The sequence below is a fragment of the Nocardia sp. NBC_01503 genome (assembly GCF_036327755.1).
Lineage (GTDB): Bacteria > Actinomycetota > Actinomycetes > Mycobacteriales > Mycobacteriaceae > Nocardia.
In genome coordinates this window covers 3,514,003-3,540,765 of sequence record NZ_CP109596.1, presented here as the reverse complement: position 1 = coordinate 3,540,765, position 26,763 = coordinate 3,514,003, and the positions used below count along the sequence as shown (strand labels likewise).

The following is a 26,763-nucleotide window of genomic DNA, read 5'->3' as shown; positions in this document are numbered from 1 at the left end:
GGTTACCTGTCGCCCCGGTTGGAAAGACGCACTTACACTGGTCCCGAAAGTTGCGGGGTGTGCCGATTCGTTTGCCGATGCCGAACGGAGCCCATGGGTAGCAGCGTTGATCTATTGAAATCGTGGTGGCGGGATACCGGTAACCATCACTGGCTGGCGCATGTGCTGGCATCGCATTCGGTGCTGCGCTGGCAGCGCTGGACGGTGGGGGCCGGCGGCATTCTGCTCGCCGTCATCGGGATCACGACCGCGCTGTCCGCGGCCGGTCCCACCGATACGTTCGGATTGACGATCTTCGGGATAGTGATCACCGGTGCGCTGCTGTGGGCGCTGCGCTGGTGGTTCCTGCCTTGGCCGAGTACCGCCGAATCGCTGGCCTTGTTCGCCGCGGCCGATATCGCGATCACCGCGTGTTGCCTACAGGATTCGGACCGGGTCTACGGTTCGCTCGGGGCGATTCTGCTGGTGGTCACCGGCTGCTATCTCACCTTCTTCCATGGGCCGAAGGTGCTTGCGGCGCATGCGGTTTGGTCGCTGCTTTCGGTGACCGTGCTGACCTGGCGCATGGTGTCCGCGGGCGGGGACGCGTATCTGGCCGTGGCCATTGTGCTGATCATGGTGGCGGCGGTGGTGCTGTCACTGCCTTCGCTGCAGTTCATGTTCTGGCTGGTGCAGTCCGAATCGATTTCGGATCCGCTGACCAAGCTGTTGAATCGGCGCGGGCTGGAGTTCCAGCTGAACCGCCTCTTCGAGGCCAAGGACGAGGCCGAGATCTGCGTCATGATCGCGGACCTGGATCAGTTCAAGACCGTGAACGACCGCTTCGGGCACTCCATGGGCGATGAGGTGCTGATCCGCACCGCCCAACTGCTGCAGGTCTGCGATACCGCCGATCTGGTGACGGCCCGCTCGGGCGGTGAGGAGTTCACCGTGGTGGGCAACCTCTCGACCGAGCAGGCCCGCGCCGCGGCCGAATCGTTCCGCCAGGCCGTGGCCGCCGATCACATCATTCCGGTGACCGTCAGCATCGGCATCGCGGTCTTCGATCCGGCCGACTGCGACGGCACCCCGTGGCCGACCCCCGAGGAGCTCGTGCAGTGCGCCGACGGCGCCATGTATCAGGCCAAGACCAGCGGTGGCGACCGCGTCGTGGTGGGTGAGCTGATCAGCCGCGCCTCCGCCGAACCGGCCTGACGCCGATATCCCGGGCGGTTCAGTGCGCGAGCTTGAGACCGACCACGCCGCCGACGATCAGGAACAGCAGGGCGATCTTCAAGAGCGAGGCGGTCTCATCGCCGGTGAGCATGGCGTAGACCACGGTCAGCACCGCTCCGATGCCGACCCACACCGCGTACGAGGTGCCGACGGGCAGGGTGCGCATGGCATAGGCGAGCCCACCCATGGACAGCACCAAACCGACCCCGAACACCACGGTCGGAACGAGTTTGCCGAAGCCTTCGGATTTGCCGAGCGCGGTCGCCCAGACGGCTTCGAGGAATCCGGAGATCACGAGAATCAACCAGGCCATGACAGAGGTATCCCTTCGATGAATACCGTCTTGTCGGATCCTGGGTACGGTCACGATCGTCCAGTGGGCCGCCGATCGCGACCGCCTTCCACGGTACCCAAGGGGCCCCGCCGTGGGTGGAGACTCTCCTCACCATCGGCGCGGCGGTTCGAATATCCCCCGTTCAGCACCCGTTTTATCCGATTTCCTTTCCAGGAAGACTGGAATGAGTCATACTTCGGAACGTGTCCACAGCAGCTGATTTCGGGCGCATGCTGCGCGAGGTCGACCTCCGGGTGACCGCGCCGCGAGTTGCGGTGCTCGCCGCTGTGCACGCCCACCCCCACTCCGATACCGATTCGATTCTGCGCCGCGTACGCGAAACCCTCGGCACCGTCTCCCACCAGGCCGTCTACGACGTGCTGCGGGCACTGACCGATGCCGGTCTACTGCGCCGCATCCAGCCCATGGGCTCGGTGGCGCGGTACGAGACCCGCGTCGGCGACAACCACCACCATGTGGTCTGCCGCTCCTGCGGCGTCATCGCCGATGTCGATTGCGCCGTCGGCGAGGCACCCTGCCTGGCCCCTTCGAGCGGCAACGGTTTCGTCCTGGACGAGGCCGAGGTCATCTACTGGGGCCTGTGCCCCGACTGCTCCACCGCCCAGGCGACGGCACAGCCGTCCCACCCCTGATCGACAGCCCGATCCCACTCCGAAAGGAATTGCCCCGTGGCACAGGAACATCCGCCCATCGGTGAGGCCAATACCGAACCCGCCGCCGGCTGCCCGGTCGCCCACGGCCGCCTCAAGCCCCCGGTCGAAGGCGGCAGCAATCGTGACTGGTGGCCCAACCAGCTGAACCTGAAGATCCTGGCCAAGAACCCGGCCGAGATCAATCCGTTCGGCCCGGATTTCGACTACGCGGCGGAGTTCAAGACCCTCGATCTGGCGGCGGTCAAGGCCGACATCGTCGAGGTCATGCACACCTCGCAGGAGTGGTGGCCCGCCGACTTCGGGCACTACGGCCCGTTCTTCATCCGGATGGCCTGGCATGCCGCGGGCACCTACCGCATCAATGACGGTCGCGGTGGAGCCGGCGCCGGCATGCAGCGTTTCGCGCCGCTGAACAGCTGGCCGGACAATGCCAGCCTGGACAAGGCGCGCCGCCTGCTCTGGCCGGTCAAGGTCAAGTACGGCCGCAAGCTCTCCTGGGCCGACCTCATCGTCTACGCGGGCAATGTGGCGCTCGAGGATATGGGCTTCGAGACCTTCGGCTTCGGCGGCGGTCGCGTCGACCAGTGGGAGCCCGAGGAGGACGTGTACTGGGGCCCCGAACAGGAGTGGCTGGGCGGCGACGCGCGCTACACCGGTCAGCGCGACCTCGAAAACCCGTTGGCCGCAGTGCAGATGGGCTTGATCTACGTCAATCCCGAAGGCCCCAACGGCAATCCGGATCCGCTGGCCGCGGCCACCGATATCCGTGAGACCTTCCGCCGCATGGCCATGAACGATGTGGAGACCGCGGCGCTGATCGTCGGCGGCCACACCTTCGGCAAGACGCACGGCGCGGGCCCGGCCGATCACGTCGGCCCCGAGCCCGAGGCCGCCCCGCTGGAGGAGCAGGGCCTGGGCTGGAAGTCCAGCTTCGGCACCGGGGTCGGCAAGGACGCCATCACCTCCGGCCTGGAGGTCACCTGGACCCCGACCCCGACCAAGTGGGACAACAGCTTCCTGGAGACCCTGTACGGCTACGAGTGGGAGCTGACCAAGTCCCCCGCCGGTGCGAACCAGTGGGTCGCCAAGGACGCGGAGGCGATCATCCCCAACGCGTTCGACTCGTCGCGGAAGCAGCTGCCGACCATGCTGACCACCGACCTGTCGATGCGGATCGATCCGATCTACGAGGCGATCACCCGCCGCTGGCTGGAGAACCCGGCCGAGCTGGCCGACGAGTTCGCCAAGGCCTGGTACAAGCTGACCCACCGCGATATGGGTCCGATCGTGCGCTACCTCGGCCCCGAGGTGCCCTCCGAGGTGCTGCTGTGGCAGGACCCGGTTCCCGCGGCCCCCGCGCAGGTCATCGGCGCGGCCGAGATCGCGGCGCTCAAGTCGCAGCTGCTCGCGTCGGGTCTGACTGTGCCGCAGCTGGTTTCGACCGCATGGGCGGCGGCCTCGTCGTTCCGCGGCAGTGACAAGCGCGGTGGCGCGAACGGCGGCCGTATCCGGCTGGCCCCGCAGAGCGGCTGGGAGGTCAACAACCCGGACGAGCTGGCGCGGGTCATCCGCACCCTCGAGGGTGTGCAGGAATCCTTCAATGCCGGTGGCGGCGTTCAGGTTTCCTTCGCCGACCTGGTGGTGCTCGGTGGCGTGGCCGCGGTCGAGCAGGCCGCCAAGGCCGCCGGGTTCGATATCGAGGTGCCCTTCACCCCGGGCCGCACCGATGCCACCCAGGAGCAGACCGATGTGGAGTCGTTCTCGGCGATGGAGCCGGGCGCGGACGGCTTCCGCAACTATGTCGCCAAGGGCAGCCGCCTGCCGGCGGAGTACCTGCTGCTGGACAAGGCGAACCTGCTCACCCTGAGCGCACCCGAGATGACCGTGCTGGTCGGCGGCCTGCGCGCCCTCGGCGCGAACTACAACGGTTCCACGCTGGGCGTATTCACCGCCACCCCGGGCGCGCTGACGAACGATTTCTTCGTGAACCTGCTCGATATGGGCACCAAGTGGGAGCCCACCTCCGCGGACGCGGAGACCTTCGAGGGTAAGGATCGCGCCACCGGCGCGACCAAGTGGACCGGCAGCCGGGTCGACCTGGTCTTCGGCTCCAACTCCCAATTGCGGGCCCTGGCAGAGGTTTACGCCACCGATGATGCCAAGCAGAAGTTCGCCCAGGACTTCGTCAAGGCGTGGGACAAGGTCATGAACCTGGACCGCTTCGACATCTGACAGCCGTTTCCCCGAAAGCACCGCAGACCCACGAGGTCTGCGGTGCTTTCGTTTTCGGGCGCTGTTCGCGTCGCAGTCACGGACCCTGACATTTCTCCAAGACAGGACGGTCCGCCCGCATGGAACGTGAACGTCATGCCAATCGACGATATCCACAGCCGCAACCACATTCAGCACAAGAACGAGCGCGGGCGACGGAGGTGGCGGATCGCGCTCTTCGCCAGCGCATTGCTCCTCGCGCTGCTGGCGGGGAATACGGTGTCGGTCTGCCGGAGCACGGCCGACGCGTCCGGTGATCAGATAGTTCGCCTGCCGGGCGGAGATCTGCATATCGCGCAGAGCGGTCCGGCGGGCGCGCCCGCCATAGTGCTGCTCCACGGGCTCGGCGGTTCGACGGCCTGGTGGGAACCGATCCTGCCCGCGCTGTCGGATATGCGGGTGATCCGGATCGATCTGCTCGGGCACGGCAGTTCGGCGAAACCGACTGACGGCTACGGCATTTCGGAGCAGGCACGGCGAATCGGAGCGGCGCTGGATCAGCTCGGGGTACGACGCGCGACATTGGTCGGGCACTCCACCGGCGGTATGGTCGCCACCGCACTGGCCGAGGAGCGCCGGGATCTGGTCGAGGCCATCGCGCTGGTGGACACCGGGCCGCGAGTCGACGCGTTCGCCGGTGACAGCGCGGCCGGCAAACTACTCTTCACGCCGGTGATCGGCGAGCTGGCCTGGCAGTTGCGTACCGATGGCCTGATCCGCGATGCCCTCAGCAGTGCTTTCACCCGCGAGGTCCACATCCCCGAGCAGATCGTGGCCGATGTGCGGGGAATGACCTACCGCGCCTTCACCGCGACCTCCGATGGCGGCAATGCGTATCTGACCGCACGACAGCTGCCCGATCGGCTGACCGACCTCGGCCTGCCGATCCTGGTGATCTTCGGATCGCGGGACAAGCGCTGGCAACCGTCCTCGTTCCAGGATTACGGCCGTGTCCCGGGCGTCCGGATCGAGGAACTGGCCGGGGTCGGCCACACCCCGATGTTCGAGGACACCGAGGTGACGGGTGCTCTGATACACGGCTTCGCCGCCGACCGATCGGAGCGCTGACCGCGAACGCCGTCACGGCGCTCATATCCGCTGCGGCGCAACAGCAGTCGGTACGCGGCCGGCCGACCCGATTCAATCCCGGGTGCGGTCGACCGGGTTCGCTTTGCGGTGCTGGATGGCCCACCACACCCGCATGGCGCTGTAGGGCGCGCGCAGGTCGGTGCCGGTGAGCTCCTCGAAGCGCGCGAGGCGGTAGCGAACGGTGTTCTGGTGCACTATAAGTCGTTCGGCGGTGGCTTCGATGCGCATGCCGGAGTGCAGGTAGCGGTCTATCGTGTCGATGACTATGCGAGCTTGTTCGCCGCTGCCGAGGGGATCGAGGTAGCGGCGCGCCAGTTCTTCACCGAGGTCGGTGTCGGCGACTATGGCGGGGAGCAGGCCCAGACGATCCAGATCGGCGGGGCCGGTGATGGCGTAGCGGTGCGCGGTGGCGAGCATGCGACTGGCCAGGCGGAAGGAGCGCGGTAGCTCGGCGAGGCGGACGGCCGGACCCAGGCCGATTGTGCCGCCGGTTTCGATAGTGCCTGTGCCACAAAGAAATCCGCAGATATCGCCGTCCATGGCGGTGGCGAAGACCCGGGCGGCGGTCGCGCCGGGCGTTATCAGTTCGCGCAGGTCCGCGGTGGCTGCGGAATCGTCGCCGCGCACGCGCAGTGCCCGGTACTCCCCCTCGGGATCGAGGCCGTATCGCTGTGCTTGCACACGGATATCACCGGTGCCGAGGTTGCCCACCAGTAGTCCGCGCGCGAACTCGGCGCGCGATTGCTGGTCGTGGCGGGCCAGCTCGATCTCGACATCGCGATGACCGCCGCTGAATGCCTGCGTGGCCCGGTCGACGATATCGAGCAGATCATGGATCAGGGCCAGCAGGGTGCGGTCCGCGATCCGGGCCCGATGCGCGGAGTCGGTGAGATCGGCGAGCATCTCACGCAGCGCGATCCGCCAGCCGTTCTGTACATCCGAGAGCGAAACACCCTGCCGCGCACGGACTTCCCCGAACTCACGGAGTCCGGCCAGATCCTCGGCGGTGAGCGGCCGCTCATCGCGCAGCGCGACCATGAGGCGATCCACCATGGCCACCGTCATCCGGGAGATGTCCGCGACCGACAGCGCGGTATAGCCGGGCATCTCCGCGCGGGCCCGCCCGACGATCCGATCGGAGAGCTCCCCGGAGTGCTCGAGCACCTGCGCCACCAACCGCCATCGGTCGGTCGGCTTCGCTACCTCGCGGGAATCGGTCATATCGGATTCGAGGCTACGGCCGGACTTTGGAAAAACCAACAAACCGGAACGGCAATACTCCGGTGCCCACTCCATGGCCCAGGTCACATCCGTCCGCAAATACTTGTGACGTCCGACACCGACGTTCGACGAAGGATCCGCCCATGTACCTGACCCAGGGACTGCACCGCGCCGCCCAACAGACCCCCGACGCCGTCATGACCATCTTCGGGAAGCGCACCCGGACCTTCCGCGAGGTGCGCGATCGGGTGGCCCGGCTGGCGGGCGCACTGCGCGAACTGGGTGTGGGCGCGGGCGACCGGGTCGGAATCCTGGGGCTGAACTCGGACCGCTATCACGAGTATCTGCTGGCGGTCCCGTGGGCGGACGCCGTGCTGAACCCGGTCAATATTCGCTGGAGCCCGGCCGAAATCGCGTACTCGCTGCGTGACTCCGGTACCGCGGTGCTGCTGGTGGACGATGCCTTCGCGGCCATGCTGCCCGCACTGCGGCAGGAGTATCCGGGGCTGACCACGGTCATCCACTCCGGTGATGGCCCCACCCCCGAGGGCACGCTCGCATACGAGGAGTTGATCGCCGGAACCGAGCCGATCGCCGATGCCCGGCGCGGCGGTTCGGAGCTGGCCGGGGTGTTCTACACCGGCGGCACCACCGGATTCCCCAAGGGCGTCATGCTCAGTCACGCCAATCTGGCCACCTCGGCACTCGGCGGCGTGGCCAGCGGTCACCTGTTCACGCCGGGCGTGCGCTTCCTGCACGCCGCGCCCATGTTCCACCTCGCGGATCTGGCGGGCTGGTACGGCACGGTACTGCTCGGCGGCGCGCACGTGATGATTCCGGCCTTCGATCCGGTGGCGACGCTGACCGCCATCGAGCGGCACGCGGTGACGGGAACGGTCCTGGTACCGGTCATGATTCAGTTGCTGGTCGATCATCCGGTCACCGCCGACCATGACCTGTCCAGCGTGCAACACCTCATGTACGGTGCGTCGCCCATCTCCGCCGCCGTCCTGGAGCGAGCCATGAAGGCTTTTCCCGCAGCGGGTTTCGTGCAGGCGTACGGCATGACCGAACTGTCGCCGATCGCCACCTTGCTGAGCCCGGCGGATCACATCGCCGGTCGGCTGCGTTCGGCCGGGCGCGCCATGCCGCACAGCGAGGTGCGCATTGTGGACGCCGACGATCGCGAGGTGCCGCACGGTACGGTCGGCGAAATCGTGGTCGCCGGTGGGCATGTCATGCTCGGCTACTGGAATCGCCCCGAGGACACCGCCGCCGCGGTGCGGGACGGCTGGATGCACACCGGCGACGGTGGGTACATGGATGCCGAGGGCTATGTCTACATTGTCGACCGACTCAAGGACATGATCGTGAGCGGCGGTGAGAACGTGTACTCCGCGGAGGTCGAGAATGCCATCGCCGCGCATCCCGCCGTGGCCGCCTGCGCGGTTATCGGTGTGCCGGACCAGGATTGGGGTGAACGGGTGCACGCGGTCATCGTCTGCCAACCCGGGAAAACGGTGACGGTCGAGGAGATTCGCGAACACGCCAAATCTCGTATCGCCGGATACAAGACGCCGCGCAGTATCGATGTGGTGGACGCGCTCCCGGTTTCGGGTGCGGGCAAAATCCTCAAACGCGATCTGCGCCAGCGGTATTGGGATGCCGACGGTCGCCAGGTGAACTGAGGGAGGTAGCCGCTGCCTCCGCCGGAGTACAGCGGTGTGGATCCCGGCCAAAAACACGCCGGGATGACGGCAGGGCGCTCGGGCACGCAGGTTGGTGTAGCCGGCGGGTTCAGGGCCGAGAATGCTCGGGTAGCACCGCGGTCAATTGCGGCCGTTTGGGAAGTACGAAGTCACCCGACGAACGCCCGCGCACTCGGCGGCCCACCCACGGTACGAAATGATCAGCGAACCAGCGCAATTCGGCGGCGACCCGATCGAATGGCTGCGGCTGCGGTGTTATCGGCGGCAGCGGGTCCCGCCAGGACGCGTCCGCCCCGGGCACCGCGAGGGTATCGGCCACCGCCTGCGCCACGATCTCATGCCCGAGCGGACTCAGATGCAGCCGGTCATCGGCCCACGCGCGCGGGTCCGAGGTGGTGCGGACGGGTTCGAAGTCGACCAGCGTGACATCGTATCTCGCCGCCAGCACCCGCATTTCGGCATTCATGGCGCGCACCCGCCCGGACAGCGGTCGCACCAGCGGAGCCACGCTCCCGATATCGGGGAAGGTGAAGCTGATGACCCGCGCCCCCGCCTCGGTCAGCGCCGCCAGCATGGCCTCGATATCGGCGAGCGTGCCCGCCTGATCGAAGCGCGGCCGAATGAGATCGTTCATTCCCGCGATGAGCGCCACCAGATCCGGCCGCAAGGCCAGCGCCGCCTCCAACTGCTCGGCGCGAATACGTGCGGTGCGCCGCCCCCGAATCGCCAGATTGGCGTAGAGCAGGCCGGGATTCGCGGTGGCCAACTTGCCGGCGAAACGGTCCGCCCAGCCCCGGAGACCGCCGTTCCCATCGGGGTCGCCGACACCCTCGGTCTGACTGTCACCGAGGGCGACGAAACGGGTGAAGGGCGGTACGGATGCCATCCACAGATTCTCACCCGGCAATGGTGAAGTGCGCGAGACCAGCGATACCCGAGGTCAGGCAATAATTGGCAAACACTGCGCGCGGCCGCCCGGGATTTCCCGCGACACCAATGTCGAATCGATTCGCGAATGTCGCAGGATCGCAAACCATTCGGCCAGCGCATTCGCAGACAGCGTGGAATACTTCCGCGATATGCAGCCCAGAGGGTCGCGCTGCCGAAAGGCGCACCCGAACCGCATGATCCGAGTAGCCGATGTTCGATAGTTACGACAGTGCCGAGGATCCCGAGTTGGCGCAGGCGCGGGTCTTTCTGGCCGAGCTGGAAAAACACGCCGCGACCCTGGTCCGCCGATTACAAAGCGGGGCCACACTCGATGTCCGCCGCTCCTTGGATGCCGAACTCGCCGCGGTGCACCGCTATGCGGATCGCATTCATCGCCGATTCCCGGGAATCGCCGTGCACCCCTTACCCGGCACGCCTTCGGGTTCGCCGCCACCGTAGTTCTCGCCGACACCGCCGCGTCAGCCGCGCAGGATGCCCGCGAGCAACAGCATGATGGATTGCTGTGCCTGCGTTCGCGCGAGATCGGGATCCGCGGCATTGGCCACCATGAGCGCCGCCTCGCTCAGCGCGCTCACCAGGAGCTGCGCCAGCATGGGAATCGGCGCGTCTGCGATCAGCCCGGCCTCACGGCCGCGCTCCAGCAGTGCGGTGATCAATCCCAGCCCGTGCTGCGCCTCGAATTCGCGAAAAGCCTGCCATCCCAGGACCGTCGGGCCATCCAGCAGCACGATCTGGAGCATGGCCGGGCGGCGGCAGATCTCCAGGAAGGTGGCCAGGCCGATGGCCATTCCGCCCAGCAGATCGGCGGGATCATGTGCGGCGATGGCATTTTCGATCTCGGCGGAGGACTCCACCTCCACCTGCTCCAGCACCGCCAGAAACAGCCCGCGCTTATCGCCGTAGTGGTGATGCAGTGCGCCGCGCGTGACACCGGCGGCGGCCACCAGGTCCTGCGCGGAGGTACCGGCGAAGCCGCGCTCGATGAACAACCGGCGTCCGGCGTCCTCGAGCGCGGCCCTGGTGGTGCGCGAGCGGTCCTCCTGGCTACGGCGTGGCATGCAGCCGAGTGAACTCCAGGATCGCGGTGGTCAGCAACTCGGGCTGGTCCTCGGGCAGGAAGGTGTACGAATCATCGATGAAACGCAGGGTGGAGTTCGGGAAGTCGCGGGCCAGGCGCTCGGCGCAGGAGACCGGGAAGAACTTGTCCGCACGCGCCCAGACCACCAGCACCGGGATGTCGATCTCGGCGAAATGCTCGGCGGCCTCGAGGGTGTAGCTGTTCTTCAAGGTCCGCAGGAGTCGCCGCAGGTCCTTGCGGATGGCGGCCGAACGCCGGCTCGGCAGCAGATAGGAGTCCGCGATCTCCGGCGGAACCGGCCGCTTGGCGACCCAGCCGAAGGCGATGGGCAGCCGGTGCAGCGCACGCCAGCGCATGGCCTCGGTGAGCGGGCGCAGTGAACCCGGAATACGGGCCAGCCCGGGCAGTGCGTTCAGCGGCGGCGGCAGGAAGCGCTCGTAATTGTCGACCGAGGCCAGCACCACGCGCCCGATCCGAGAACGGTTGCGCGCCAGCAACACCTGGGTGATCGCACCGCCGGTGTCATTGGCGATGAGGGCGACATCGCGCAGATCCAGGCGCTCCAGGAAGGCGGCGATCAGATCCGCGACTCCGGTCGGGGTGAGATCGGCTGCGGGAACGGGTATTTCGTGTGATCCGAGCGGCAGATCGGGGGCCAGACAGCGGTAGCCCGCCGCCGCGATCTCGGGTACGACCTTGCGCCAGAGATCGGCATTGACCAGTAGTCCGTGAATGAAGACGACCGGCGGCCCCTCACCGGTGTCGTGGTACCTGATGCGGCCGCCGGGTAGGTCCACCTCATGGGTACGGCCGAGGGATGTGCTTATTGCCATCGTTGCTCCAATGCCCGTGGGTACCCCACCACCTTTACATACATACCGTATGTATGTCTACATTCCCCGCTCTCCCAAATGAACTCGCCAGCGCTCGGCGGAGCGGGCCATATCCAGGCCCACCTGCTCCAGGAACTCCCCCATCCCCAGCAGCCGATGCCCCGCCGGAGTCTGCGCACCGAGCGCCTCGGCACCGTCCCGCGCCTTCGCCGCCAACTCCTCATTCGCCCGCGCATTCGCGAGAGTCGCCCGGTACCAGGCGAATTCGTCGATGAAGTAGCGATCACGACGGGTACCGCCGTCACGCTCGCGGCGAATGAGCCGCTCCCCCTCCAGATATCCGACGGCCGCCGATACCGTCGCCGGGCTCACCCGCAGATGATTCACCAGCTCCCCGGCGGTGGCGCTCCCGGAGTCGGCGACATAGAGCCGGGCCAGCACACCCGCCGCCATCTTCGGCACACCCGTCCGCGCGAACAGCTCCGCCAACTCCGCGCCGAAGGCCCCGGCCACCTCCGGAAGCCGACCGTATTCGTCTGTCCCCGAAGGTTTTTCGGCCTTCCGGGGGCGTGCCATCCGCCGCCGGGAACGCACCACTGTCGCAGCGTGAGCCGACTCCGCGTGGTAGTCACCCGGTCCACCATTGCGAGTCACCTCGCGGCTCACCGTCGAGGTCGGACGCCCCAGCGAACGCGCGATCTCCGCATACCCCAGACCCTGCGCCAAACCCATCGCGATACGTCGCCGATCCTCCGGCGTGAGTCGCCCTCCGGGCATCGACCCCACCTCCCTCATCAGTTTCTATTGCAACACAACGCCAACCCAATTGCATTAGGCTGCAACGTCACTGAGCTGAGGTAGACCGAATAAACCTGGCATAAACCACTTTTCGTGTGCAATTCGCGAATCGCAGCGCATGCGAACGCAACGTAGCGTTCGCCATGACATGAACAACGCGAACGGATTCGATCAGGGGGCCGCGGTCCGCGCGTTCGGATCGAAACCACCCGGAATCTCGTAGATCACACCGGTGAAGGTGGCACCGAACAACCGGCCCGCCGAGAAGCCCTGGTCACCGCGGCCGTAACTCACCACGCTGGTCAGATTGTTGCCGAAGCCGAGTACACAGAATTGATTCGGCGCATCGATGCGCACCACCTGACCGGACGGATTCATCGGCACCACCGGACGATTCAGCGAATCCAAGGTGAGACCGTCCGGGGCGTCGAGCGCGTCACCACCACCGAGATCCAATATCGACTGCGGGGCCCACGGCGCATCGGTGGGAATACGACTCACACCGGGATTCACAAAGGTGCGCGAGACATACAGGAAGCGGTCGTCATCCCCGAGTACCGCGCCATTCGCACTGGGGAGGCTGCCCCAATCGGGCTGCACCACACCATTGGGATATACGCGTCCGATGAGCGTGGCGAAATCGTTGGTGGCATAAACGATTCCGTCATGCGAGACAGCCATACCATCGGCCGCGCTCAACCCAGCCGCATAGGGCGCGACCGCACCGGTATTCGGATCGACCGTGACGATCCCGGCCTGCCGGAGGCTGTCACCCGCGATCACCCGCGCATCCGCACCGTACCCGACCAGCAGCTTTCCATCCGGAGTCCAAGCCAGCGCGCCACCGCCGCCACTGGGCACCGTGGCGATCGGCACCGCGGGCGCACCCGGGAAATCGATTCGGAATACCCGGCCGGTCTGCAGATCCGTGGTGAATGCGCGGCCGGCCGGATCGACCGTCAAACCCTCCAGCGAACCACCCGGATTCGCGACCACGAAGGTCGGCTGACCCGCACCCGGGCAGACCGGGGCGGCATTCGCGGGACCGGCGACGAATGTCGACAGCGCCGCCACCGTGAAACCGGCCAGTGCGACGGCACCCGCTCGGGCCGAGGCCAGGGATAGCTTTTTACTCATTTCACACCTCTTGGTCCGTGCCGGATGAAGTGGTTCTCCGCTGGAAGCGGGGAGTAATGCTCTATATCGACCGTTATTTCTCCAGTGTGACAGGCTGCTGGTATTTTTTGCCGGTCTCGACGCGCGCCGAAAGGGAACTCGATGGTCGTCCGCTCGCGATTCACCCGGCATATTTCCCGCTGTTTGACGGCGGTGGCCTGCACCCTGGCCGCCACACCCATCGCTTTCGCGGAACCTGTTGCAGCACAACCACTTCCGTCAACGGTGCCGAGTATCAAGGAATGGCGTTCCGGCGGAACGGGATTCACCCTCGGATCCGACGCCCGCATTGTCGCCGATGCGGCGCTGCGCGGGCCCGCACAGCGGCTGTCGGAGGACCTCGCCCGTCTCGGCAGGGCGGTGCCGGTGGTCGGCGCGAGCGCACGCGAGGGCGATATCGTGCTGCGCGAAACCGCCGATGCCCCGGAAGCCGCCGAGTCATACCGTATTTCATCCGCCGAGCAGCTGACCCTGAGCGCCCGCGACCTGACCGGCATCGCGCACGGCACCCAGACCCTGCTGCAATGGCTGCGCCAGCGCACCGCGATTCCCGGTGGCACCGCCCAGGATTGGCCCGACTACACCGAACGCGGACTCATGCTGGACACCGGCCGCGAATTCTTCCCCGTCGACTGGGTGAAGAACCGCATTCGAGACGCCGCCTATCTGCGCATGAATATGGTGCAGCTGCATCTCTCGGATTCACAGGGCTTCCGGCTGGCGAGCCGCATCCATCCGGAGATCACCTCGGCGGAGCATTACAGCGCCGCCGATATAGCCGAAATCCTGGACTACGCCGACTCGTACGGCATCGAGATCGTGCCCGAAATCGATATGCCCAGCCATATGAACGCCATCCTTGCCGAACACCAGGATCTGGTGCTGCGCCCCGCGCACACCAGTGCACAGGATGCCGAGCGGGACAACCTCATCGCCGGTGGTATCGGCGGCAAGATCGATCTGTCCAATCCTGCCGCCTACCAATTCATCAGCGAAATCCTGCATGAATTCGTACCCATGTTCCGCGGTCGCTACTGGCACCTCGGCTGCGATGAGTACATCTCCGACTACAGCCGGTACCCGCAATTGAGCGAGTACGCCACCCGGGTCCTCGGACCCGATGCGGCGGCGGGCGATGTGATCGTGGCCTTCGCCAATTGGGCCGCCGATATCGTCGAATCTCTCGGCAAGACACCCCGGGCCTGGAACGACGGCTTCGACCAGGCCGCCACCCTCGCCCCGAAAACCGAAGTGGTCATGCAGTACTGGTCCGCGAGCGCGGGTGGACTGCCCTGGCTGCCGGGCGGGCGCACCCCGGCGGAGATCACCGCGGCCGGACACCCCATCCTCAATGCGGCATTCACACCGGCGTACTTCGTCACCGGCGGACCGGCGGCGGCATTGAACGCACCGCCCGAACTCCTGTACGCCTGGGATCCCGGACTTTTCGTCAATGGTTCGCGACTGCCCGAATCCGATCGGCGGCTATTGCGTGGCTCCATGCTCTTCCTCTGGTGCGATGATCCGAATGCCATGTCTCCCGAGCAGATCGCCGGACCGCTGCGAACCCGACTGTCGGTGATGGCACAGCAGTTGTGGTCGGGCACCGGTGGCATCGCGTATCCGGAATTCATCGCCCGGAACAATGCCGTCGGCTGGCCCTGATCAGAAGCGGCGGGCGCCGGTGATCGGCATATTGTCGACCGGCGAGAGCTTCACGCCGGAGCCGTAACTCGCGGCGTGAACGACCTGGCCGTCACCGACATACAGCGCGGAGTGCCCACCGCCGTAGTAGGAGACCAGATCGCCCGGCTGCAATTCGTCCACCGAGACCGGGGTGCCCGCGGCCAGCTGTGAATAGCTGGTGCGCGGCAGTTCGACACCGGCCTGGCGATACGACCACTGCACCAGACCCGAGCAGTCGAAGGCGTCGGGGCCGACCGCGCCGGTGCTGTAGCTCGCGCCGAGCCGGGTCCGCGCCGCCTCGGCCGCGCGCTCGCCGACCGTCCGCTTCGGCATGGCGGCGGGCATGGGCGCGGGCACGGGGCCCGCGCCATCACTCACGCCCGGGATACCCACCAGCGGCGGCAGGCCGCTCGGAATGGCGATATCGCCGAGACCCGCGATACGCACCTGCCGGAATTCCGGTGCGGGAGAGGTGAACTGCTGGGCGGGTAGCGGCTCCGCCACGGCCGCGGGTGCGACCTGATCCGGAATCGCGGCCATGCCCTGCGTCGGTGTCGTACCGACACCGGGAATCGTCACGGGACGGAATTCGTAGGTCTCGATAATCGCCTGCTCCGCGGCCGGAGCCTCCGCAGTCCCCAATTCCGGGGCGGGTGCGGTGAGTCCGAACTGGGCGGCAATCTCATCGGAGATCTCGAATTGTCCGATGCCGGGGATATTCACCGGCGTTGCCTCGGCCTCGCCCGCTGTGAACAGCAGTGCCGCACCGATTCCGGCGGCGGCGAGAATGCCGGTGGTCAAGCTCCGCCACGTCAGCCGCGGCAGGTAGGGAAGCCTCTGTCTGTCACCGATACTGTCCATGGTGCGTCGGTCCTTCCATCAAGCGTTCAGCTATCCGGTTTCCGTCATCACACTCGAATATCTCGGTACTGCGGCAGTTCCACATTGCATAGAACGCCCGTTCGGCAGAGGGCATACGGAATGACACGCGTGTTATTCATAACGGATTCGTAAACATCGACGGGTTTTTTCACCCCGGAGACTGTGTCCAATTGGACACGCACCGCAATCCGCGACCCGTCCAATTGCCCGTGTTTGACTGGTCGAGAACACGTTCCCTCCCCATGAGACGGAGGATTCTCCATGACCGATTCCATTGCGCTACCCGAACTTCCCGAACCTTTGGTGGTCACCCTGGGGAATTTGAAAGGCGGCGTGGGCAAGACGACGTCGGCCTTCTTCCTCGCCGCCTACTTCGCCACCGTGCATCGACTCCGGGTACTCGTCATCGACGCCGACCCGCTGAGCCAGACCGGATACTCCTGGTACCGGCGACTGCGCAAGGAGAACATCGAGGTCCCCTTCGAACTCATCGCATTCCCCTCACGGCACGTCAATGACTGCATTACCGACAATGCCGGGAAATACGAGGTGATCATTGTCGACGCCGGTGGCGAATCCGCCGACATCTTCAAGGCCGCCGTCCCCGAGAGCGACGAATTGATCCTGGTGACCAGCGTCAGCCCCTCGGAGGTGAAGCGCGTCCCCAGTACCTACCGCGCCGCCGAGGAGGCCGCCACCGAGAGCGCCAAACAGATACGCGTGCGCGTCCTCATGACCAAGGTCCCCGTCACCATGAAGAACGGGGTCAATGTCTCCACCGAATACCGTTCGCAGCGCGGCAATCTCGAAGACGCCGGATACGACGTATTCGAATCCTATGTGAGCGCCTGGAAGTGGTACCGCGAAGCCGCCGACGGCGAGGTCGGCGACGGTGCGGAGAACCCCATCGCGGATCTCGGCGAGTACCACCAGGTCGGCGAGGAACTCCTGCGCCCGTACCTCGAATCCCTCACCAACCCCGAAGCACTGGAGGTACCGGCCTGATGCCCCCGCAACGACGTAAGAGCTCCATCGGCGGCAGCCACCCCGCCCCGACTCGCAACCCGCTCGCCGACGAGGCGGAGCACACCCCGCCCGTCTCGCCGCTCCGGGATGCCGAATGGCACAGCACGGCAGTTACTCCCGGGGCGGCCACAACACCTCCGACGAAGGCAGCCGCGAAGGCGGCGATGGTGCTGCCGCCCGCCATGACGGCCGAATCCCCCGCAGCCATGTTCATCACACCGAGCTCTCCGGGCGACGCGCCAACGGTCCCGGCTCCCGGACCGGCCGACGGCGAAGCAGCTCGGGGCGACGGGGATTCGGCAGCACCGATCGCAAAGCCGGTGCCGCCCAAGGGGAAGGCCGCCGAGGCGCGGGTGCGGGGTATCGATCCGGCGTTGCGCAGTGTGGGCACCACGCTGCGGGGCGCGGCCACGGCCTCGCCGAGTGTGCTCACCATGCCGCTGCCCGCCGCGGGCGACGGACCGCTGAACGCCAGCGAGCTCGAACAGCTCGATCTCTGCGAATCATCCATCGACGCACTGCGAGTCGCGTTCTGGGTGGCCGGGCGCGCCCTGCAGATCGTGCGGGACGGTCGTCTCTACCGCGCCGGTCACGCCACCTTCGACGATTATGTGGAGAAGCGCTGGGATATGCAGCGCTCGTACGCGCACAAGCTGATTCGCGCCTGGCCGCTCGCGGCCCGGCTGCATCCGGTGGCTCCGTCCATCAACGAGGGGCAGATTCGCGAACTGCTGCCTATTGTCGCGGCGCACGGTGAAGACGCGGCGTTCACTGTATACACAACACTCGCCGCCGATGTGAAGGTCACCGCGGGCAAACTTCGAGAAGCCGTCGCCGTGCTGCCGCACAACTACGACCGAAGCGAAGTGGTGCAGCGCCTGCAGTCCTGGATGCGCGGCGACCTCGCCGAGGACACCCCGCACACACCCGATGTATTCAGCACCGCCGAATCCCGGCTCGCCGCACTGACTTCCAAAGTCGTCAAGGGCTCCACCGAAGATCCCGTGGCCGCACGGGAATTCGCGGCCAAACTCCGCACCCTCGCCGAACTCATCGAACAGCAGATCCCGGTATAGGACGCCCCGTCATCCCGGCGCGCTTTTGGCCGGGACCCGCCGGACTCGTGGCAACCCGAGCGGTGTGGATCCCGGCCAAAGCTACCGGGGTGACGAAGAGGAGAGGCCCCCGAGATTACGGAGGAGCTAGGCCCGGGATCACGAAGGAGGTCGCCGGGATTACGGGGCGGCGATCACATACGAAAATGGGTGCACGGCTTATTGCCGTGCACCCATCGAACTTTCAGTGCCTGCTATTCGCCCACCGCGTGGCGAACCCGTCCGGCGGCCCGTTCCCGGGCGGCGCGGGCGGTCGCGGCATCGAACAATTCGAGATGTTCGAAGTGCGGGTCCTCGTCATCGGGTTCGACGAGTACCGCACGGCGCAGCTGGGTGCGGGTCTCCTCGCGATCCGGGCGGGTCTGCTCGGGCTCGGCAGCCGCGGCCGCCTCCGCCTCCTCGCGGCGCGATCGGGAGAGCCGGGCGGTGCGGCGGCGGCGGATATCCTCCTCCAACTGCACCTGACGGCGTAGGTAGGCCAGATAGCCGACCAGCGCCGTTCCCGAGAGGGCGGCCAGCCACCACATGGCGGCCGAAATCGCCAGTGCGCCACCGGCGAAGATCAATGTGCCGAGTACCAGGCCGAGTACGGCGCGCTGCCGGAAGGTGTAGCGGGCTGCCCGCGCGATGGCATCGGCTTCGGGGTCGTAGCCACCGCGACCGCGCCGGGAGGGCACGAAATCCGGGTCGTCCATATCGGATTCGTCCTCATCGCGCAGCGCCGGTACCCGGGTGCGCTGTGGCGCGTCGCCGCGCGAGCAGTTGCGGATCGATGGCTCATCGGCGTCCGGCGCATCGGCGGTCTGGTGCTCGGTATGCTCGTCGATCTCGGATTCCACTGTCCCGGACTCGGATTCACTCGCGACGGTCTCGGCCTCCACCTGTGCCTCGTCCACCGCCTCGTCGCCGTCCACCTGCTCGGCCGCGACCTGCTCGGCTACCGCCGCTTCCCCCCGCGCGGAATCCGCGCTCTCCGTATCGCGTTCGCGGTCGGTGTCGAAATCCTCGTCGTCCGATTCAGCTCGAGCGCTGTCGTCCGATCTGGTCATCCGATCCTCCGGATCATCGTGGTGGTGCTTCCTGCGAACCGGCACGTAGTCCGGGTCGGTGTCGTGTCCGGTGGCCGGACCTTTTCTGGTGCGTCGCTCGATATCCCCGCGATGCAACACCCGGGTGTTCAGGGCGGCATCGGTGTGCTGGCGAATGCGGGGGTGACGACCCGCGAGCATGGGGAACAGCACGAAGACCCAGAGCACGACCAGTCCGATCCACAAGATCGAATTCGGCATCGCGCTCAACACCTCCGTCCCCGCCTGGCTCGCATCCCTTCGTACACCGTCCTACGACGTGCACCACAGCACCTACCGGTCGTACGAGGACGCACCACCGACGTCCGTAGGCTAGTTCCGTGTCTCAGGAATAGCCCGCAGGCGCGCCGTCAACACCTGCCACAGTAGTCACACAAGTTAAGACCGGGATGGATGTCATGGTCAGTCGGTGCGGCGCGCCGTATTTCAGGCCCGCGCGGCGCGTCCCGAGCGAATCAGCTTGTCCACCACGGTCCCCGAGACCTCCTCGACCGTCATACCCACCAGCAGATGATCACGCCACGCGCCGTCCACATCCAGATAGCGCCGCAGCAGCCCCTCCTCCCGGAAACCGACATTGCGCAGCACCGCTTGACTGGCGAGATTCTCCGGCCGCACCGTGGCCTCCACCCGATGCAATCCCACCTCGCCGAAGCAGTGATCCAGGCCCAGCGCCAGCGCCGCGGTCGCCACCCCCTGACCGCCGACCTCCTTGGAGACCCAGTAACCGATCCACGCCGAACGCAGTGCCCCGCGCACGATATTGCCGATGGTGATCTGCCCGCTGAACGCGCCGTCGACCTCGATCACCAGCGGAATCATCGCGCCCCGACGGGCTTCGGCCTTCAGCGAGGACCACAGCGACGGCCAATTCCCGGCGTGATTGCGCGCCTCCCAGGAACCCCGCCCGGTCGGCTCCCACTTCTCCAGATTCTCCCGATCGCGGGTGCGGATCCGACTCCACGCCGACGCGTCGCGTAACCGGATGGGCCGCAACGTAACCTGTCCGGCCGCCACTCGCACCGGCCCCAGATGCGCGGGCCAGCCCGGATGCTGGGCGACCCGGAAGACGTTCATGTCCAACGCCTCACCCTCGCTGTGCGAGGAAGGCGACCCGAACCTCGTCACCGGTACGAACCTCGGTGACATCCGGATCGATCACAATCAGGCTGTTCGCCTCGGCCATGGTGGCCAGCAGATGTGAGGACGCGCCATTCGGCCCGCCCAACGGCTGCACCAGGTAGTCACCGGTCTGCTCATCACGCATGAGCTGCGCGCGCAGATAACCCCGCCGCCCCGGAATGGAGGCGATCGGCAGAATCGTGCGCGCCCGCACCACCCGCCGCATGGGATGGCGGCGGCCCAGGGCGATTCGGATCAGCGGCCGCACCATCACCTCGAAAACCACCAGCGCGCCAACCGGATTCGACGGCAGCAGGAAGGTCGGCACCTCATCGCGGCCGAGCAGGCCGAAACCCTGCACCGAACCCGGATGCATGGCGACCCGGGTGATCTCCAACTCGCCGAGACCCTCGAGGGCCTCGCGGATCTGTTCCGAGGCCCAGCCGCCCACCGCGCCCGCGATCACCACGACCTCGGAGCGAACCAGCTGGCCCTCCACCACATCTCGCAGGCGTTTGGGATCGGCGCTGACAATGCCGACCCGGTTCACGTCCGCGCCCGCATCGCGTGCGGCGGCCGCCAGCGCGTACGAGTTCACGTCGTAGACCTGACCCGGCCCGGGGGTGCGATCGATATCGACCAGTTCGCCGCCGACCGAGAGCACCGACAGCCGGGGGCGCGGATGCACCAGCACCTTGTCCCGGCCCACCGCCGCCAGCAGACCCACCTGCGCGGGACCGATGATCGTCCCGGCGCGCACGGCCAGATCGCCCGGCTGCACATCATCGCCGATGCGGCGGACGTAATCGCCCGAGCGCACCGGCTCGTACACCTTCACCCGGGCCCGGCCGCCATCGGTGAAGTCAAGCGGCAGAACGGCATCCGCGAGGGTCGGCAGCGGTGCGCCGGTATCCACCCGCACGGTCTGACGCGGTTGCAGGCGAATCGGCTGCCGGGAACCGGCCGCCACCTCACCCACCACCGGCAGTGACAGCTCGACGGGTTCGCCGTCCTCACCGCGAATATCCGCGCCCGCACCGGAGACATCCACACTGCGCACGGCATAACCGTCGATAGCGGCCTGATCGAAGCCCGGCAGCGGCCGCTCGGTGACGACATCCTCGGCGCACAGCAGTCCCTGGGCCTCGGAGATGGCGACCCGAACGGGCCGCGGCGCGACAGCCGCCGCGGTCACCTTGATCTGCTGATCCTCAACCGAGCGCATGCCGCCCTTCCCTGGTCTCGCGCACTAGCCACACCCCGTCAGCGGCATTTTCTCACTCGCGCGAGGTGAGCTGCGGCTCGGTGCGATCACCCAGCCAGCCCGGTCCGAGACGCTGCTCGAGCCACTCGCGCAGCGCGGGACCGTATTCCTCACGTTCCAAAGCGAAATCGACCGCAGCACGAAGATAGCCGCCCGGGTTGCCCAGATCGTGTCGCGACCCACGGTGCACCACAACGTGAACGGGATGACCCTCGGAGATGAGCAGCGCGATGGCATCGGTCAACTGCAACTCGCCACCCGCGCCCGGGGTGATCCGGCGCAGCGCGTCGAAGATGTCGCGGTCCAACAGATATCGGCCCGCGGCCGCGAAAGTGGAGGGGGCCTGATCCCGCGGCGGCTTCTCCACCATGCCATTCACTTTGAGCACATCCGCGCTGGCACCGGGCAGCGGCTCCACATCGAAGACGCCGTACGCGCTGACCTCTTCCACGGGCACATCGATGGCGCAGAGCACCGAACCGCCGTAGGTCTCGCGCACCCGCGCCATGGCGCAGAGCACGCCGCTGGGCAGCACCAGATCATCGGGGAGCAGTACCGCGATGGCGTCCTCGTCATCGTCGAGCACCGATTCCGCCTGTGCCACCGCATGTCCCAGGCCGAGCGGCTCCTCCTGCACCACCGAGGTGACATCGAGCAGTGCCGGGGCCTTGCGCACCTTGGCCAGCAGATGATGCTTACCGCGCTCCTCGAGGGTGCTCTCCAGCACCAGATCCTCGACGAAATGCGCTACCACGCCGTCTTTTCCGGGCGAGGTCACGATCACCAGCCGACTGGCGCCGGAATCCGCCGCCTCGGCGGCGACCAATTCGATGCCCGGGGTGTCGACCACCGGCAGCAGCTCCTTGGGCACCGTCTTGGTCGCGGGCAGGAACCTCGTGCCGAGCCCCGCCGCGGGCACCACCGCGGTGCGGAAGCACGACTCGGCTCCGCCGCCATTAGCTGTCATGAACTCACCCTATCCATCCGTCCGGTGCGCCGGCGCGGCCTCATCACCGCCCCGACATCCCCGAGAGCCTAAGCGTCCGGACCGCGCCGAGCGCACCGAACGCCGGAGCGCGCCCACCGGATGCCATACCGGTAAGGCATCCGTACGCCCCTTCCACCACTTCATACCCACGCCCGCCGCCGCGAACAGTGCCGCATGCCACACCGGTGTGCGGGGCACGAGTACGGCGGCGCATATCGTGGGCGAGTGACCGGCATGTGGGATAAAGCAGCGTGGCGCGCGGAGATCCTGGCGCGGCGCAAAGCGCTGGCACCGGAAACCAGGGAGCACGAAGCCGACGCGCTCATCCGGCAGATCGGGGTACTGCCCTGGCGCTTCCCCGCCCCGCCCGTCCGGGGCGCGGCGCCGGGCGTGGCGGAGACGATGTGGGTGTGCGCGTACGTCCCCGTCGGCGGTGAACCCGGATCGATCGCCATGCTCGACGCACTGCGGGCACGGGGTGCACGGGTGCTGTTGCCGGTGACCGGGGAACCGGGTCCGTTGGAGTGGGCCGAATACCGGGGGCCGGAGCGCTTGCGGCGCGGGCGATTCGGGCTGCGCGAACCGGATGGCGAACCGATCGCCGATGCGCTGGGACTGGCCGAGGTGATTCTCATTCCGGCGCTCGCGGTGGATCGGCGCGGGACTCGATTGGGTCGCGGCGCGGGTTATTACGATCGCAGTCTGGGCACAAGTCGCGCCGATGCCCGATTGGTCGCGGTGGTGCGCGACGATGAGGTTGTCGACAATTTGCCGGCGGAGTCGCACGACCATCGAATGGGATGGGCGCTGACCCCGTTCGGCGGACTGTTGGAGCTGGGCGAATGACCCGGGAATTCCCACCCGATTGGCAGTGTTGGCACTGCCATCTGTAGAGTGCTAACTCGACGAATACCGTGGAGAGGTTTCACCGATGCCTACTTACTCGTACGCCTGCACCGAGTGCGACAACAAGTTCGACATCGTGCAGTCCTTCTCCGATGACGCACTGACCGTGTGCGATCGGTGCAATGGAAAGCTGCGCAAGCTCTTCAACTCGGTCGGCATCGTCTTCAAGGGCAGCGGCTTCTACCGCACCGACAGCCGCAACGGCTCCACCTCCAGCGAGCCCGCCAAGTCGGCCGCCAGCTCGGACGGCGGCTCCGGCTCGAACGGGTCCGGCTCGACCACCCCGAGCGCACCCTCGACCCCGAGCACGGGTACCTCCTCGAGCACCGCGAGCAGCTCGAACAGCACCTCCGCCGCCTGATATCCACAGCCCCGGAGTTATCCACAGCCGACCCTTTCCGAGCACTTTCGGGGGTCGGCTGAGCACTGCCCGTGCCTAGGCTGCCCGGCATGATCCGTTCGCGCACAACCGGCCCAGAGGCCGATCTCGGCCGCGGTTCCCACTCGATACTCACCGAACTGCGCCCGCACTGGGCCGATGGCGTACTGCTGCGGCGTATTTCGGCCGCACTCCTACTGGTCCTGGCAGCGATACTCGCGGTGCGCGGCGATCCCGCCGATCGGCATACCGCGGTGCTGGTCGCGACTCGCGAACTGCCACCGGGTCATATCCTCGCCGCGGACGATCTGCGCATCGAACCCCGCGAGAGCACCGCACTGCCCGAAGGCGCGATTCGCGAACCCGGCGCACTGCGCGGGGCCACCCTCACCGGCGCGGTCGCCCCGGGCGAGATCCTCACCGAACTGCGCGTCATCGGCCCCCGGCTGGCCGCCGTCGCCGCACACTCCTCCGATGCCCGCATAGTTCCGATTCGCCTGGCGGACAATGCCGTTGCCGATATCCTGCGCGCCGGTGACCGGGTGGACGTGGTCGCGGGCGAGGAGTCCGGCGGCGGTGGCCGACCCGCCCGGCTACTCGCCGCCGACGCGGCCGTCATCCTCGCCCCCGGCGCGGACGGCACCCGCGCCAAGGACGATCGAATCGTCCTGGTGGCCCTGGACTCCCGGCGCGCCACCGCGGTGGCCGCGGCCTCGCTGCGCACGGCGCTCACCGTCGTGTTCCACTGACCCGGCCGATTGGTGAACTAGCATCCCCGATAGCGCATCACGCAGGCTCCACCCGCCATCAAGCAGAGGAGTTTTCGGCAATGCTCAAGGGTTTCAAGGATTTTCTGCTTCGCGGCAATGTGGTCGACCTGGCCGTCGCGGTCGTCATCGGTACCGCATTCGTCGCCGTTGTCACCGCGTTCAGCAATGGGGTCATCAATCCACTGCTCGCGGTGTTCGGCGGCACCAATGAACTCGGGCTCGGATTCCAATTGGTGGCGGACAAACCGGCGACCTTCGTCGCCATCGGACCCATCATCACCGCCGCGCTGGACTTCCTCATCATCGCGGCCCTGCTCTACTTCATCCTGGTGCTCCCGGCCACCAAGGCCAAGGCGCGCTGGGGCAATGTCGACGCCTCACTCACCGATAATGAACTGCTGCACCAGATTCGAGATCTGCTCGCCGAAGGGCGCAATGGCAGTTCCGGTGGCAGGCACGAGATATGAAATACACGAACGGGCCCGGCGCGAAATGCGCCGGGCCCGTTCGTCTTACGTTGTCGAGATCAGCCGATCGAGAACGGCTGGCCCCACAGGGTGACCCAGGTGATCACATTGTCGGTCTCGACCTCGACGCTGACGAAGGCACGCGCCTGGGCGTAGCCCGCGCAGCCGTTCAGGCCGATGGTCTCGTCCGCCCAGGTGACCGAACCGCTGTCGCCCTTGAACTTGTTACGGACCTTGTGTGATTCGGAGCCGAAGTCGTCGGCCTGCTCCAGGTCGAGCACGTAGAACGACTTCGCCTGGCCCGGACCGAGATTCAGGTTGCCGCCACCGGTGGCACCGGCGGACGGGGTGACATTGCCCGAGCTGTCCCAGGAAGCGCCACCGGTTGCTCCGGCGCTGGTGTCACCACCGGCGATGTTCACCTGGCAGCCGACCACGTAACCCGGGTAGATGCTGCCGCCGGTGGCACCCGAATCGGGATTGCCGGACAGCTCGACCTGCGCCGATGCCGAAACCCAGGCATTGCGGTGCAGCGGGGTCGCACCCATGGAGGGGTTGATGTTGGCGGATTCGCCGACCAGCTTGACCGTCACCACGGTGCCGTCGGACAGGGTCTTGGTGAGTTCGCCGCCCGGCAGGCCGACGAACGTATCGGCGTTGGCAGCGCCGGTGGAGAACAGGCCAAGAGCGGCGGTTGCGACAGCGCCGACACCGGCCACCCGCGCCACAGTCTTACGGATGTTCATTACAGTTTTCCCTCGAGGGTTGAATTCGCTTGCGCGAGAAGTGATTTGGCGGGGGTGACCACTATCAGCCGATGCTGAACGGCTGGCCGTACAGGGTGGTCTTGGAGTAGTTGTTGCCGATGATCTCGACGGTGGTGTACGACCGCGCCTGGGCGTAACCCGCGCAACCCTGGAGTTGAATCTGAGCATCCTGGTACTCGACCGAGTAGGTGCCCGGCTTCAGGACATCCTTGTAATCGACCTGAACGAACTTGACCTCGCCCGGGCCGAGATTGATGCCGATGGAGCCACCGAGCGAGGCATCGGTGAGGCTGATGCCGCCGGAAAGCCCTGCGGTGATGGCATTGTCGGCAATGTTCACCTGGCAGCCGACGATGTAACCGGTGCTCAACTGAGAGGCGCCATGGGTGGAGGAATTGTTGGACCCGTCGCCATTGGCCGGACCGTTGTTCGGACCGATCTCGCCTTCGGGCGTCTCGGTGATTTCGGCGACTGCGTTGCCGGTGACCCAGACAACGCGACCGACACCGTTGGCAGCCAGCGACGGCGAAATGATGGCGTGCTCACCCGTACGGGTGATGGTGACAGTCCCACTGGGCGCAGCCTTCTGACCGTCCGGCAACGGTACGAAGGTATCGGCATTAGCAGCACCAGTCGAAAAAAGGCCGATGGCCACGGCCGCGGCCGCGCCGATACCCGCAATGCGGGCACCACGACGCAGACCGTGGGTGCGGTTCTCGCTCATACTTCCCCTCATCAGGTTTCTTGCGGTCAACCTCGACCACCGAGGTTGAAAAGGGCTCTTGGGGAACCCCGGGTAAGTTTGTCGCCACATTGTTGCCGCTGTGTTACTGCTAACAAATTCTTAATGTGTAGCGACGCTGGGCACTTTACATCACCACTGTGATCTGCGAGGTGTGAGAGAACCGAATCCAGTGCAACCGCACAAGGTCCCGCGCCTATCCCGCATGTATG

The 26,763-nt window shown here is 66.6% G+C and carries 27 protein-coding genes; 13 read left to right on the top strand and 14 right to left on the bottom strand.

What is annotated here, in order from left to right; genetic code table 11:
* Positions 1–93: 93 nt before the first annotated feature.
* On the top strand, positions 94–1,194 hold the full coding sequence (locus tag OHB26_RS15755) for a GGDEF domain-containing protein (RefSeq protein ID WP_330184906.1): 1,101 nt from the start codon (positions 94–96) through the stop codon (positions 1,192–1,194).
* A gap of 19 nt (positions 1,195–1,213) precedes the next feature.
* Here OHB26_RS15755 and OHB26_RS15750 read toward each other — a convergent pair whose 3' ends face one another.
* Positions 1,214–1,528, bottom strand: a complete 315-nt coding sequence (locus OHB26_RS15750; protein ID WP_330184905.1) for a DMT family transporter — start codon at positions 1,526–1,528, stop codon at positions 1,214–1,216.
* Between the two features lie 224 nt (positions 1,529–1,752).
* Here OHB26_RS15750 and OHB26_RS15745 point away from each other — a divergent pair, with 224 nt between their 5' ends.
* The 3 genes from OHB26_RS15745 (at position 1,753) to OHB26_RS15735 (ending at position 5,562) form a co-directional block, all read left to right on the top strand.
* A complete protein-coding gene (locus OHB26_RS15745) occupies positions 1,753–2,202 on the top strand; it encodes a Fur family transcriptional regulator (RefSeq protein ID WP_330184904.1) in 450 nt (149 codons plus the stop codon).
* A 36-nt stretch (positions 2,203–2,238) separates the two neighbouring features.
* Entirely contained in the window at positions 2,239–4,455 is a 2,217-nt protein-coding gene (gene katG, locus OHB26_RS15740; RefSeq protein WP_330184903.1) for a catalase/peroxidase HPI, read from the top strand.
* Positions 4,456–4,590: 135 nt separating this feature from the next.
* Positions 4,591–5,562 carry an alpha/beta fold hydrolase gene (locus OHB26_RS15735; protein WP_330184902.1) on the top strand — a complete coding sequence of 324 codons (972 nt, stop codon included), beginning with the start codon at positions 4,591–4,593 and terminating at the stop codon, positions 5,560–5,562.
* A gap of 72 nt (positions 5,563–5,634) precedes the next feature.
* On the opposite strand, the gene OHB26_RS15730 is transcribed toward OHB26_RS15735, so the two are convergent.
* Entirely contained in the window at positions 5,635–6,804 is a 1,170-nt protein-coding gene (locus tag OHB26_RS15730) for a PucR family transcriptional regulator (RefSeq protein WP_330184901.1), read from the bottom strand.
* A gap of 143 nt (positions 6,805–6,947) precedes the next feature.
* Between OHB26_RS15730 and OHB26_RS15725 the strand changes: the two genes are divergently transcribed.
* Positions 6,948–8,492 (top strand): acyl-CoA synthetase, encoded by a 1,545-nt coding sequence (locus OHB26_RS15725; protein WP_330184900.1) that lies wholly within the window; start codon positions 6,948–6,950, stop codon positions 8,490–8,492.
* A gap of 109 nt (positions 8,493–8,601) precedes the next feature.
* Here OHB26_RS15725 and OHB26_RS15720 read toward each other — a convergent pair whose 3' ends face one another.
* Positions 8,602–9,399, bottom strand: a complete 798-nt coding sequence (locus tag OHB26_RS15720; protein ID WP_330184899.1) for an SGNH/GDSL hydrolase family protein — start codon at positions 9,397–9,399, stop codon at positions 8,602–8,604.
* Between the two features lie 254 nt (positions 9,400–9,653).
* Between OHB26_RS15720 and OHB26_RS15715 the strand changes: the two genes are divergently transcribed.
* Positions 9,654–9,902 (top strand): hypothetical protein, encoded by a 249-nt coding sequence (locus tag OHB26_RS15715; RefSeq protein WP_330184898.1) that lies wholly within the window; start codon positions 9,654–9,656, stop codon positions 9,900–9,902.
* Positions 9,903–9,922: 20 nt separating this feature from the next.
* On the opposite strand, the gene OHB26_RS15710 is transcribed toward OHB26_RS15715, so the two are convergent.
* From OHB26_RS15710 to OHB26_RS15695, 4 genes are all read right to left on the bottom strand, one after another.
* A complete protein-coding gene (locus OHB26_RS15710; RefSeq protein ID WP_330184897.1) occupies positions 9,923–10,522 on the bottom strand; it encodes a TetR/AcrR family transcriptional regulator in 600 nt (199 codons plus the stop codon).
* Complete coding sequence (locus OHB26_RS15705; RefSeq protein ID WP_330184896.1) at positions 10,509–11,375, bottom strand: alpha/beta fold hydrolase; 867 nt, start codon at positions 11,373–11,375, stop codon at positions 10,509–10,511. Before OHB26_RS15705 ends, OHB26_RS15710 begins: the two co-directional genes overlap by 14 nt.
* A gap of 57 nt (positions 11,376–11,432) precedes the next feature.
* A complete protein-coding gene (locus tag OHB26_RS15700; protein ID WP_330184895.1) occupies positions 11,433–12,152 on the bottom strand; it encodes a GbsR/MarR family transcriptional regulator in 720 nt (239 codons plus the stop codon).
* 192 nt (positions 12,153–12,344) lie between these two features.
* Entirely contained in the window at positions 12,345–13,310 is a 966-nt protein-coding gene (locus OHB26_RS15695) for an SMP-30/gluconolactonase/LRE family protein (protein WP_330184894.1), read from the bottom strand.
* A 141-nt stretch (positions 13,311–13,451) separates the two neighbouring features.
* Between OHB26_RS15695 and OHB26_RS15690 the strand changes: the two genes are divergently transcribed.
* On the top strand, positions 13,452–15,014 hold the full coding sequence (locus OHB26_RS15690) for a beta-N-acetylhexosaminidase (protein WP_330184893.1): 1,563 nt from the start codon (positions 13,452–13,454) through the stop codon (positions 15,012–15,014).
* Here the strand turns inward: OHB26_RS15690 and OHB26_RS15685 are convergent, their stop codons facing one another.
* Complete coding sequence (locus OHB26_RS15685; protein WP_330184892.1) at positions 15,015–15,836, bottom strand: C40 family peptidase; 822 nt, start codon at positions 15,834–15,836, stop codon at positions 15,015–15,017.
* A 342-nt stretch (positions 15,837–16,178) separates the two neighbouring features.
* Between OHB26_RS15685 and OHB26_RS15680 the strand changes: the two genes are divergently transcribed.
* Both OHB26_RS15680 and OHB26_RS15675 read left to right on the top strand, forming a co-directional pair.
* Positions 16,179–16,922, top strand: coding sequence for a ParA family protein (locus OHB26_RS15680; protein WP_330184891.1), 744 nt, complete (start codon positions 16,179–16,181; stop codon positions 16,920–16,922).
* Complete coding sequence (locus tag OHB26_RS15675; protein ID WP_330184890.1) at positions 16,922–18,019, top strand: hypothetical protein; 1,098 nt, start codon at positions 16,922–16,924, stop codon at positions 18,017–18,019. The genes OHB26_RS15680 and OHB26_RS15675 overlap by 1 nt, the downstream gene beginning before the upstream one ends.
* Positions 18,020–18,252: 233 nt before the next feature.
* Here OHB26_RS15675 and sepX read toward each other — a convergent pair whose 3' ends face one another.
* The 4 genes from sepX to OHB26_RS15655 form a co-directional block, all read right to left on the bottom strand.
* Positions 18,253–19,347, bottom strand: coding sequence for a divisome protein SepX/GlpR (gene sepX, locus OHB26_RS15670; RefSeq protein WP_330184889.1), 1,095 nt, complete (start codon positions 19,345–19,347; stop codon positions 18,253–18,255).
* A 225-nt stretch (positions 19,348–19,572) separates the two neighbouring features.
* Positions 19,573–20,223 carry a GNAT family N-acetyltransferase gene (locus OHB26_RS15665; RefSeq protein WP_330184888.1) on the bottom strand — a complete coding sequence of 217 codons (651 nt, stop codon included), beginning with the start codon at positions 20,221–20,223 and terminating at the stop codon, positions 19,573–19,575.
* 10 nt (positions 20,224–20,233) lie between these two features.
* On the bottom strand, positions 20,234–21,493 hold the full coding sequence (gene glp, locus OHB26_RS15660) for a molybdotransferase-like divisome protein Glp (protein WP_330184887.1): 1,260 nt from the start codon (positions 21,491–21,493) through the stop codon (positions 20,234–20,236).
* A gap of 52 nt (positions 21,494–21,545) precedes the next feature.
* Positions 21,546–22,499: a UTP--glucose-1-phosphate uridylyltransferase gene (locus tag OHB26_RS15655; protein WP_330184886.1), complete on the bottom strand. Its 954-nt coding sequence runs from the start codon at positions 22,497–22,499 to the stop codon at positions 21,546–21,548.
* 255 nt (positions 22,500–22,754) lie between these two features.
* On the opposite strand from OHB26_RS15655, the gene OHB26_RS15650 reads away from it, so the two are divergent.
* The 4 genes from OHB26_RS15650 to mscL all read left to right on the top strand — a co-directional run bounded on the left by OHB26_RS15650 (position 22,755) and on the right by mscL (position 25,042).
* Positions 22,755–23,366 carry a 5-formyltetrahydrofolate cyclo-ligase gene (locus OHB26_RS15650; protein ID WP_330185660.1) on the top strand — a complete coding sequence of 204 codons (612 nt, stop codon included), beginning with the start codon at positions 22,755–22,757 and terminating at the stop codon, positions 23,364–23,366.
* An 85-nt stretch (positions 23,367–23,451) separates the two neighbouring features.
* A complete protein-coding gene (locus OHB26_RS15645; protein WP_330184885.1) occupies positions 23,452–23,787 on the top strand; it encodes an FmdB family zinc ribbon protein in 336 nt (111 codons plus the stop codon).
* An 89-nt stretch (positions 23,788–23,876) separates the two neighbouring features.
* Entirely contained in the window at positions 23,877–24,554 is a 678-nt protein-coding gene (locus OHB26_RS15640; protein WP_330184884.1) for an SAF domain-containing protein, read from the top strand.
* Positions 24,555–24,634: 80 nt separating this feature from the next.
* A complete protein-coding gene (gene mscL, locus OHB26_RS15635) occupies positions 24,635–25,042 on the top strand; it encodes a large conductance mechanosensitive channel protein MscL (RefSeq protein WP_330184883.1) in 408 nt (135 codons plus the stop codon).
* A gap of 59 nt (positions 25,043–25,101) precedes the next feature.
* Here mscL and OHB26_RS15630 read toward each other — a convergent pair whose 3' ends face one another.
* Both OHB26_RS15630 and OHB26_RS15625 read right to left on the bottom strand, forming a co-directional pair.
* Positions 25,102–25,788, bottom strand: coding sequence for an MspA family porin (locus tag OHB26_RS15630; protein ID WP_330184882.1), 687 nt, complete (start codon positions 25,786–25,788; stop codon positions 25,102–25,104).
* Positions 25,789–25,852: 64 nt separating this feature from the next.
* Positions 25,853–26,533 (bottom strand): MspA family porin, encoded by a 681-nt coding sequence (locus OHB26_RS15625; RefSeq protein WP_330184881.1) that lies wholly within the window; start codon positions 26,531–26,533, stop codon positions 25,853–25,855.
* Positions 26,534–26,763 lie beyond the last annotated feature (230 nt).

Excerpts from the sequence above, each read along its gene's own strand:
- OHB26_RS15730 (WP_330184901.1), bottom strand. The coding sequence starts at position 6,804 with ATGACCGATTCCCGCGAGGTAGCGAAGCCGACCGACCGATGGCGGTTG.
- OHB26_RS15680 (WP_330184891.1), top strand. The coding sequence starts at position 16,179 with ATGACCGATTCCATTGCGCTACCCGAACTTCCCGAACCTTTGGTGGTC.
- OHB26_RS15625 (WP_330184881.1), bottom strand. The coding sequence starts at position 26,533 with ATGAGCGAGAACCGCACCCACGGTCTGCGTCGTGGTGCCCGCATTGCG.
- OHB26_RS15690 (WP_330184893.1), top strand. The coding sequence starts at position 13,452 with ATGGTCGTCCGCTCGCGATTCACCCGGCATATTTCCCGCTGTTTGACG.
- OHB26_RS15715 (WP_330184898.1), top strand. The coding sequence starts at position 9,654 with ATGTTCGATAGTTACGACAGTGCCGAGGATCCCGAGTTGGCGCAGGCG.
- OHB26_RS15710 (WP_330184897.1), bottom strand. The coding sequence starts at position 10,522 with ATGCCACGCCGTAGCCAGGAGGACCGCTCGCGCACCACCAGGGCCGCG.
- OHB26_RS15705 (WP_330184896.1), bottom strand. The coding sequence starts at position 11,375 with ATGGCAATAAGCACATCCCTCGGCCGTACCCATGAGGTGGACCTACCC.
- OHB26_RS15720 (WP_330184899.1), bottom strand. The coding sequence starts at position 9,399 with ATGGCATCCGTACCGCCCTTCACCCGTTTCGTCGCCCTCGGTGACAGT.
- OHB26_RS15655 (WP_330184886.1), bottom strand. The coding sequence starts at position 22,499 with ATGACAGCTAATGGCGGCGGAGCCGAGTCGTGCTTCCGCACCGCGGTG.
- OHB26_RS15640 (WP_330184884.1), top strand. The coding sequence starts at position 23,877 with ATGATCCGTTCGCGCACAACCGGCCCAGAGGCCGATCTCGGCCGCGGT.
- mscL (WP_330184883.1), top strand. The coding sequence starts at position 24,635 with ATGCTCAAGGGTTTCAAGGATTTTCTGCTTCGCGGCAATGTGGTCGAC.
- OHB26_RS15665 (WP_330184888.1), bottom strand. The coding sequence starts at position 20,223 with ATGAACGTCTTCCGGGTCGCCCAGCATCCGGGCTGGCCCGCGCATCTG.
- OHB26_RS15675 (WP_330184890.1), top strand. The coding sequence starts at position 16,922 with ATGCCCCCGCAACGACGTAAGAGCTCCATCGGCGGCAGCCACCCCGCC.
- OHB26_RS15645 (WP_330184885.1), top strand. The coding sequence starts at position 23,452 with ATGCCTACTTACTCGTACGCCTGCACCGAGTGCGACAACAAGTTCGAC.
- OHB26_RS15735 (WP_330184902.1), top strand. The coding sequence starts at position 4,591 with ATGCCAATCGACGATATCCACAGCCGCAACCACATTCAGCACAAGAAC.
- OHB26_RS15650 (WP_330185660.1), top strand. The coding sequence starts at position 22,755 with ATGTGGGATAAAGCAGCGTGGCGCGCGGAGATCCTGGCGCGGCGCAAA.
- sepX (WP_330184889.1), bottom strand. The coding sequence starts at position 19,347 with ATGCCGAATTCGATCTTGTGGATCGGACTGGTCGTGCTCTGGGTCTTC.
- glp (WP_330184887.1), bottom strand. The coding sequence starts at position 21,493 with ATGCGCTCGGTTGAGGATCAGCAGATCAAGGTGACCGCGGCGGCTGTC.
- OHB26_RS15755 (WP_330184906.1), top strand. The coding sequence starts at position 94 with ATGGGTAGCAGCGTTGATCTATTGAAATCGTGGTGGCGGGATACCGGT.
- OHB26_RS15750 (WP_330184905.1), bottom strand. The coding sequence starts at position 1,528 with ATGGCCTGGTTGATTCTCGTGATCTCCGGATTCCTCGAAGCCGTCTGG.
- OHB26_RS15700 (WP_330184895.1), bottom strand. The coding sequence starts at position 12,152 with ATGCCCGGAGGGCGACTCACGCCGGAGGATCGGCGACGTATCGCGATG.
- OHB26_RS15630 (WP_330184882.1), bottom strand. The coding sequence starts at position 25,788 with ATGAACATCCGTAAGACTGTGGCGCGGGTGGCCGGTGTCGGCGCTGTC.
- OHB26_RS15725 (WP_330184900.1), top strand. The coding sequence starts at position 6,948 with ATGTACCTGACCCAGGGACTGCACCGCGCCGCCCAACAGACCCCCGAC.
- OHB26_RS15695 (WP_330184894.1), bottom strand. The coding sequence starts at position 13,310 with ATGAGTAAAAAGCTATCCCTGGCCTCGGCCCGAGCGGGTGCCGTCGCA.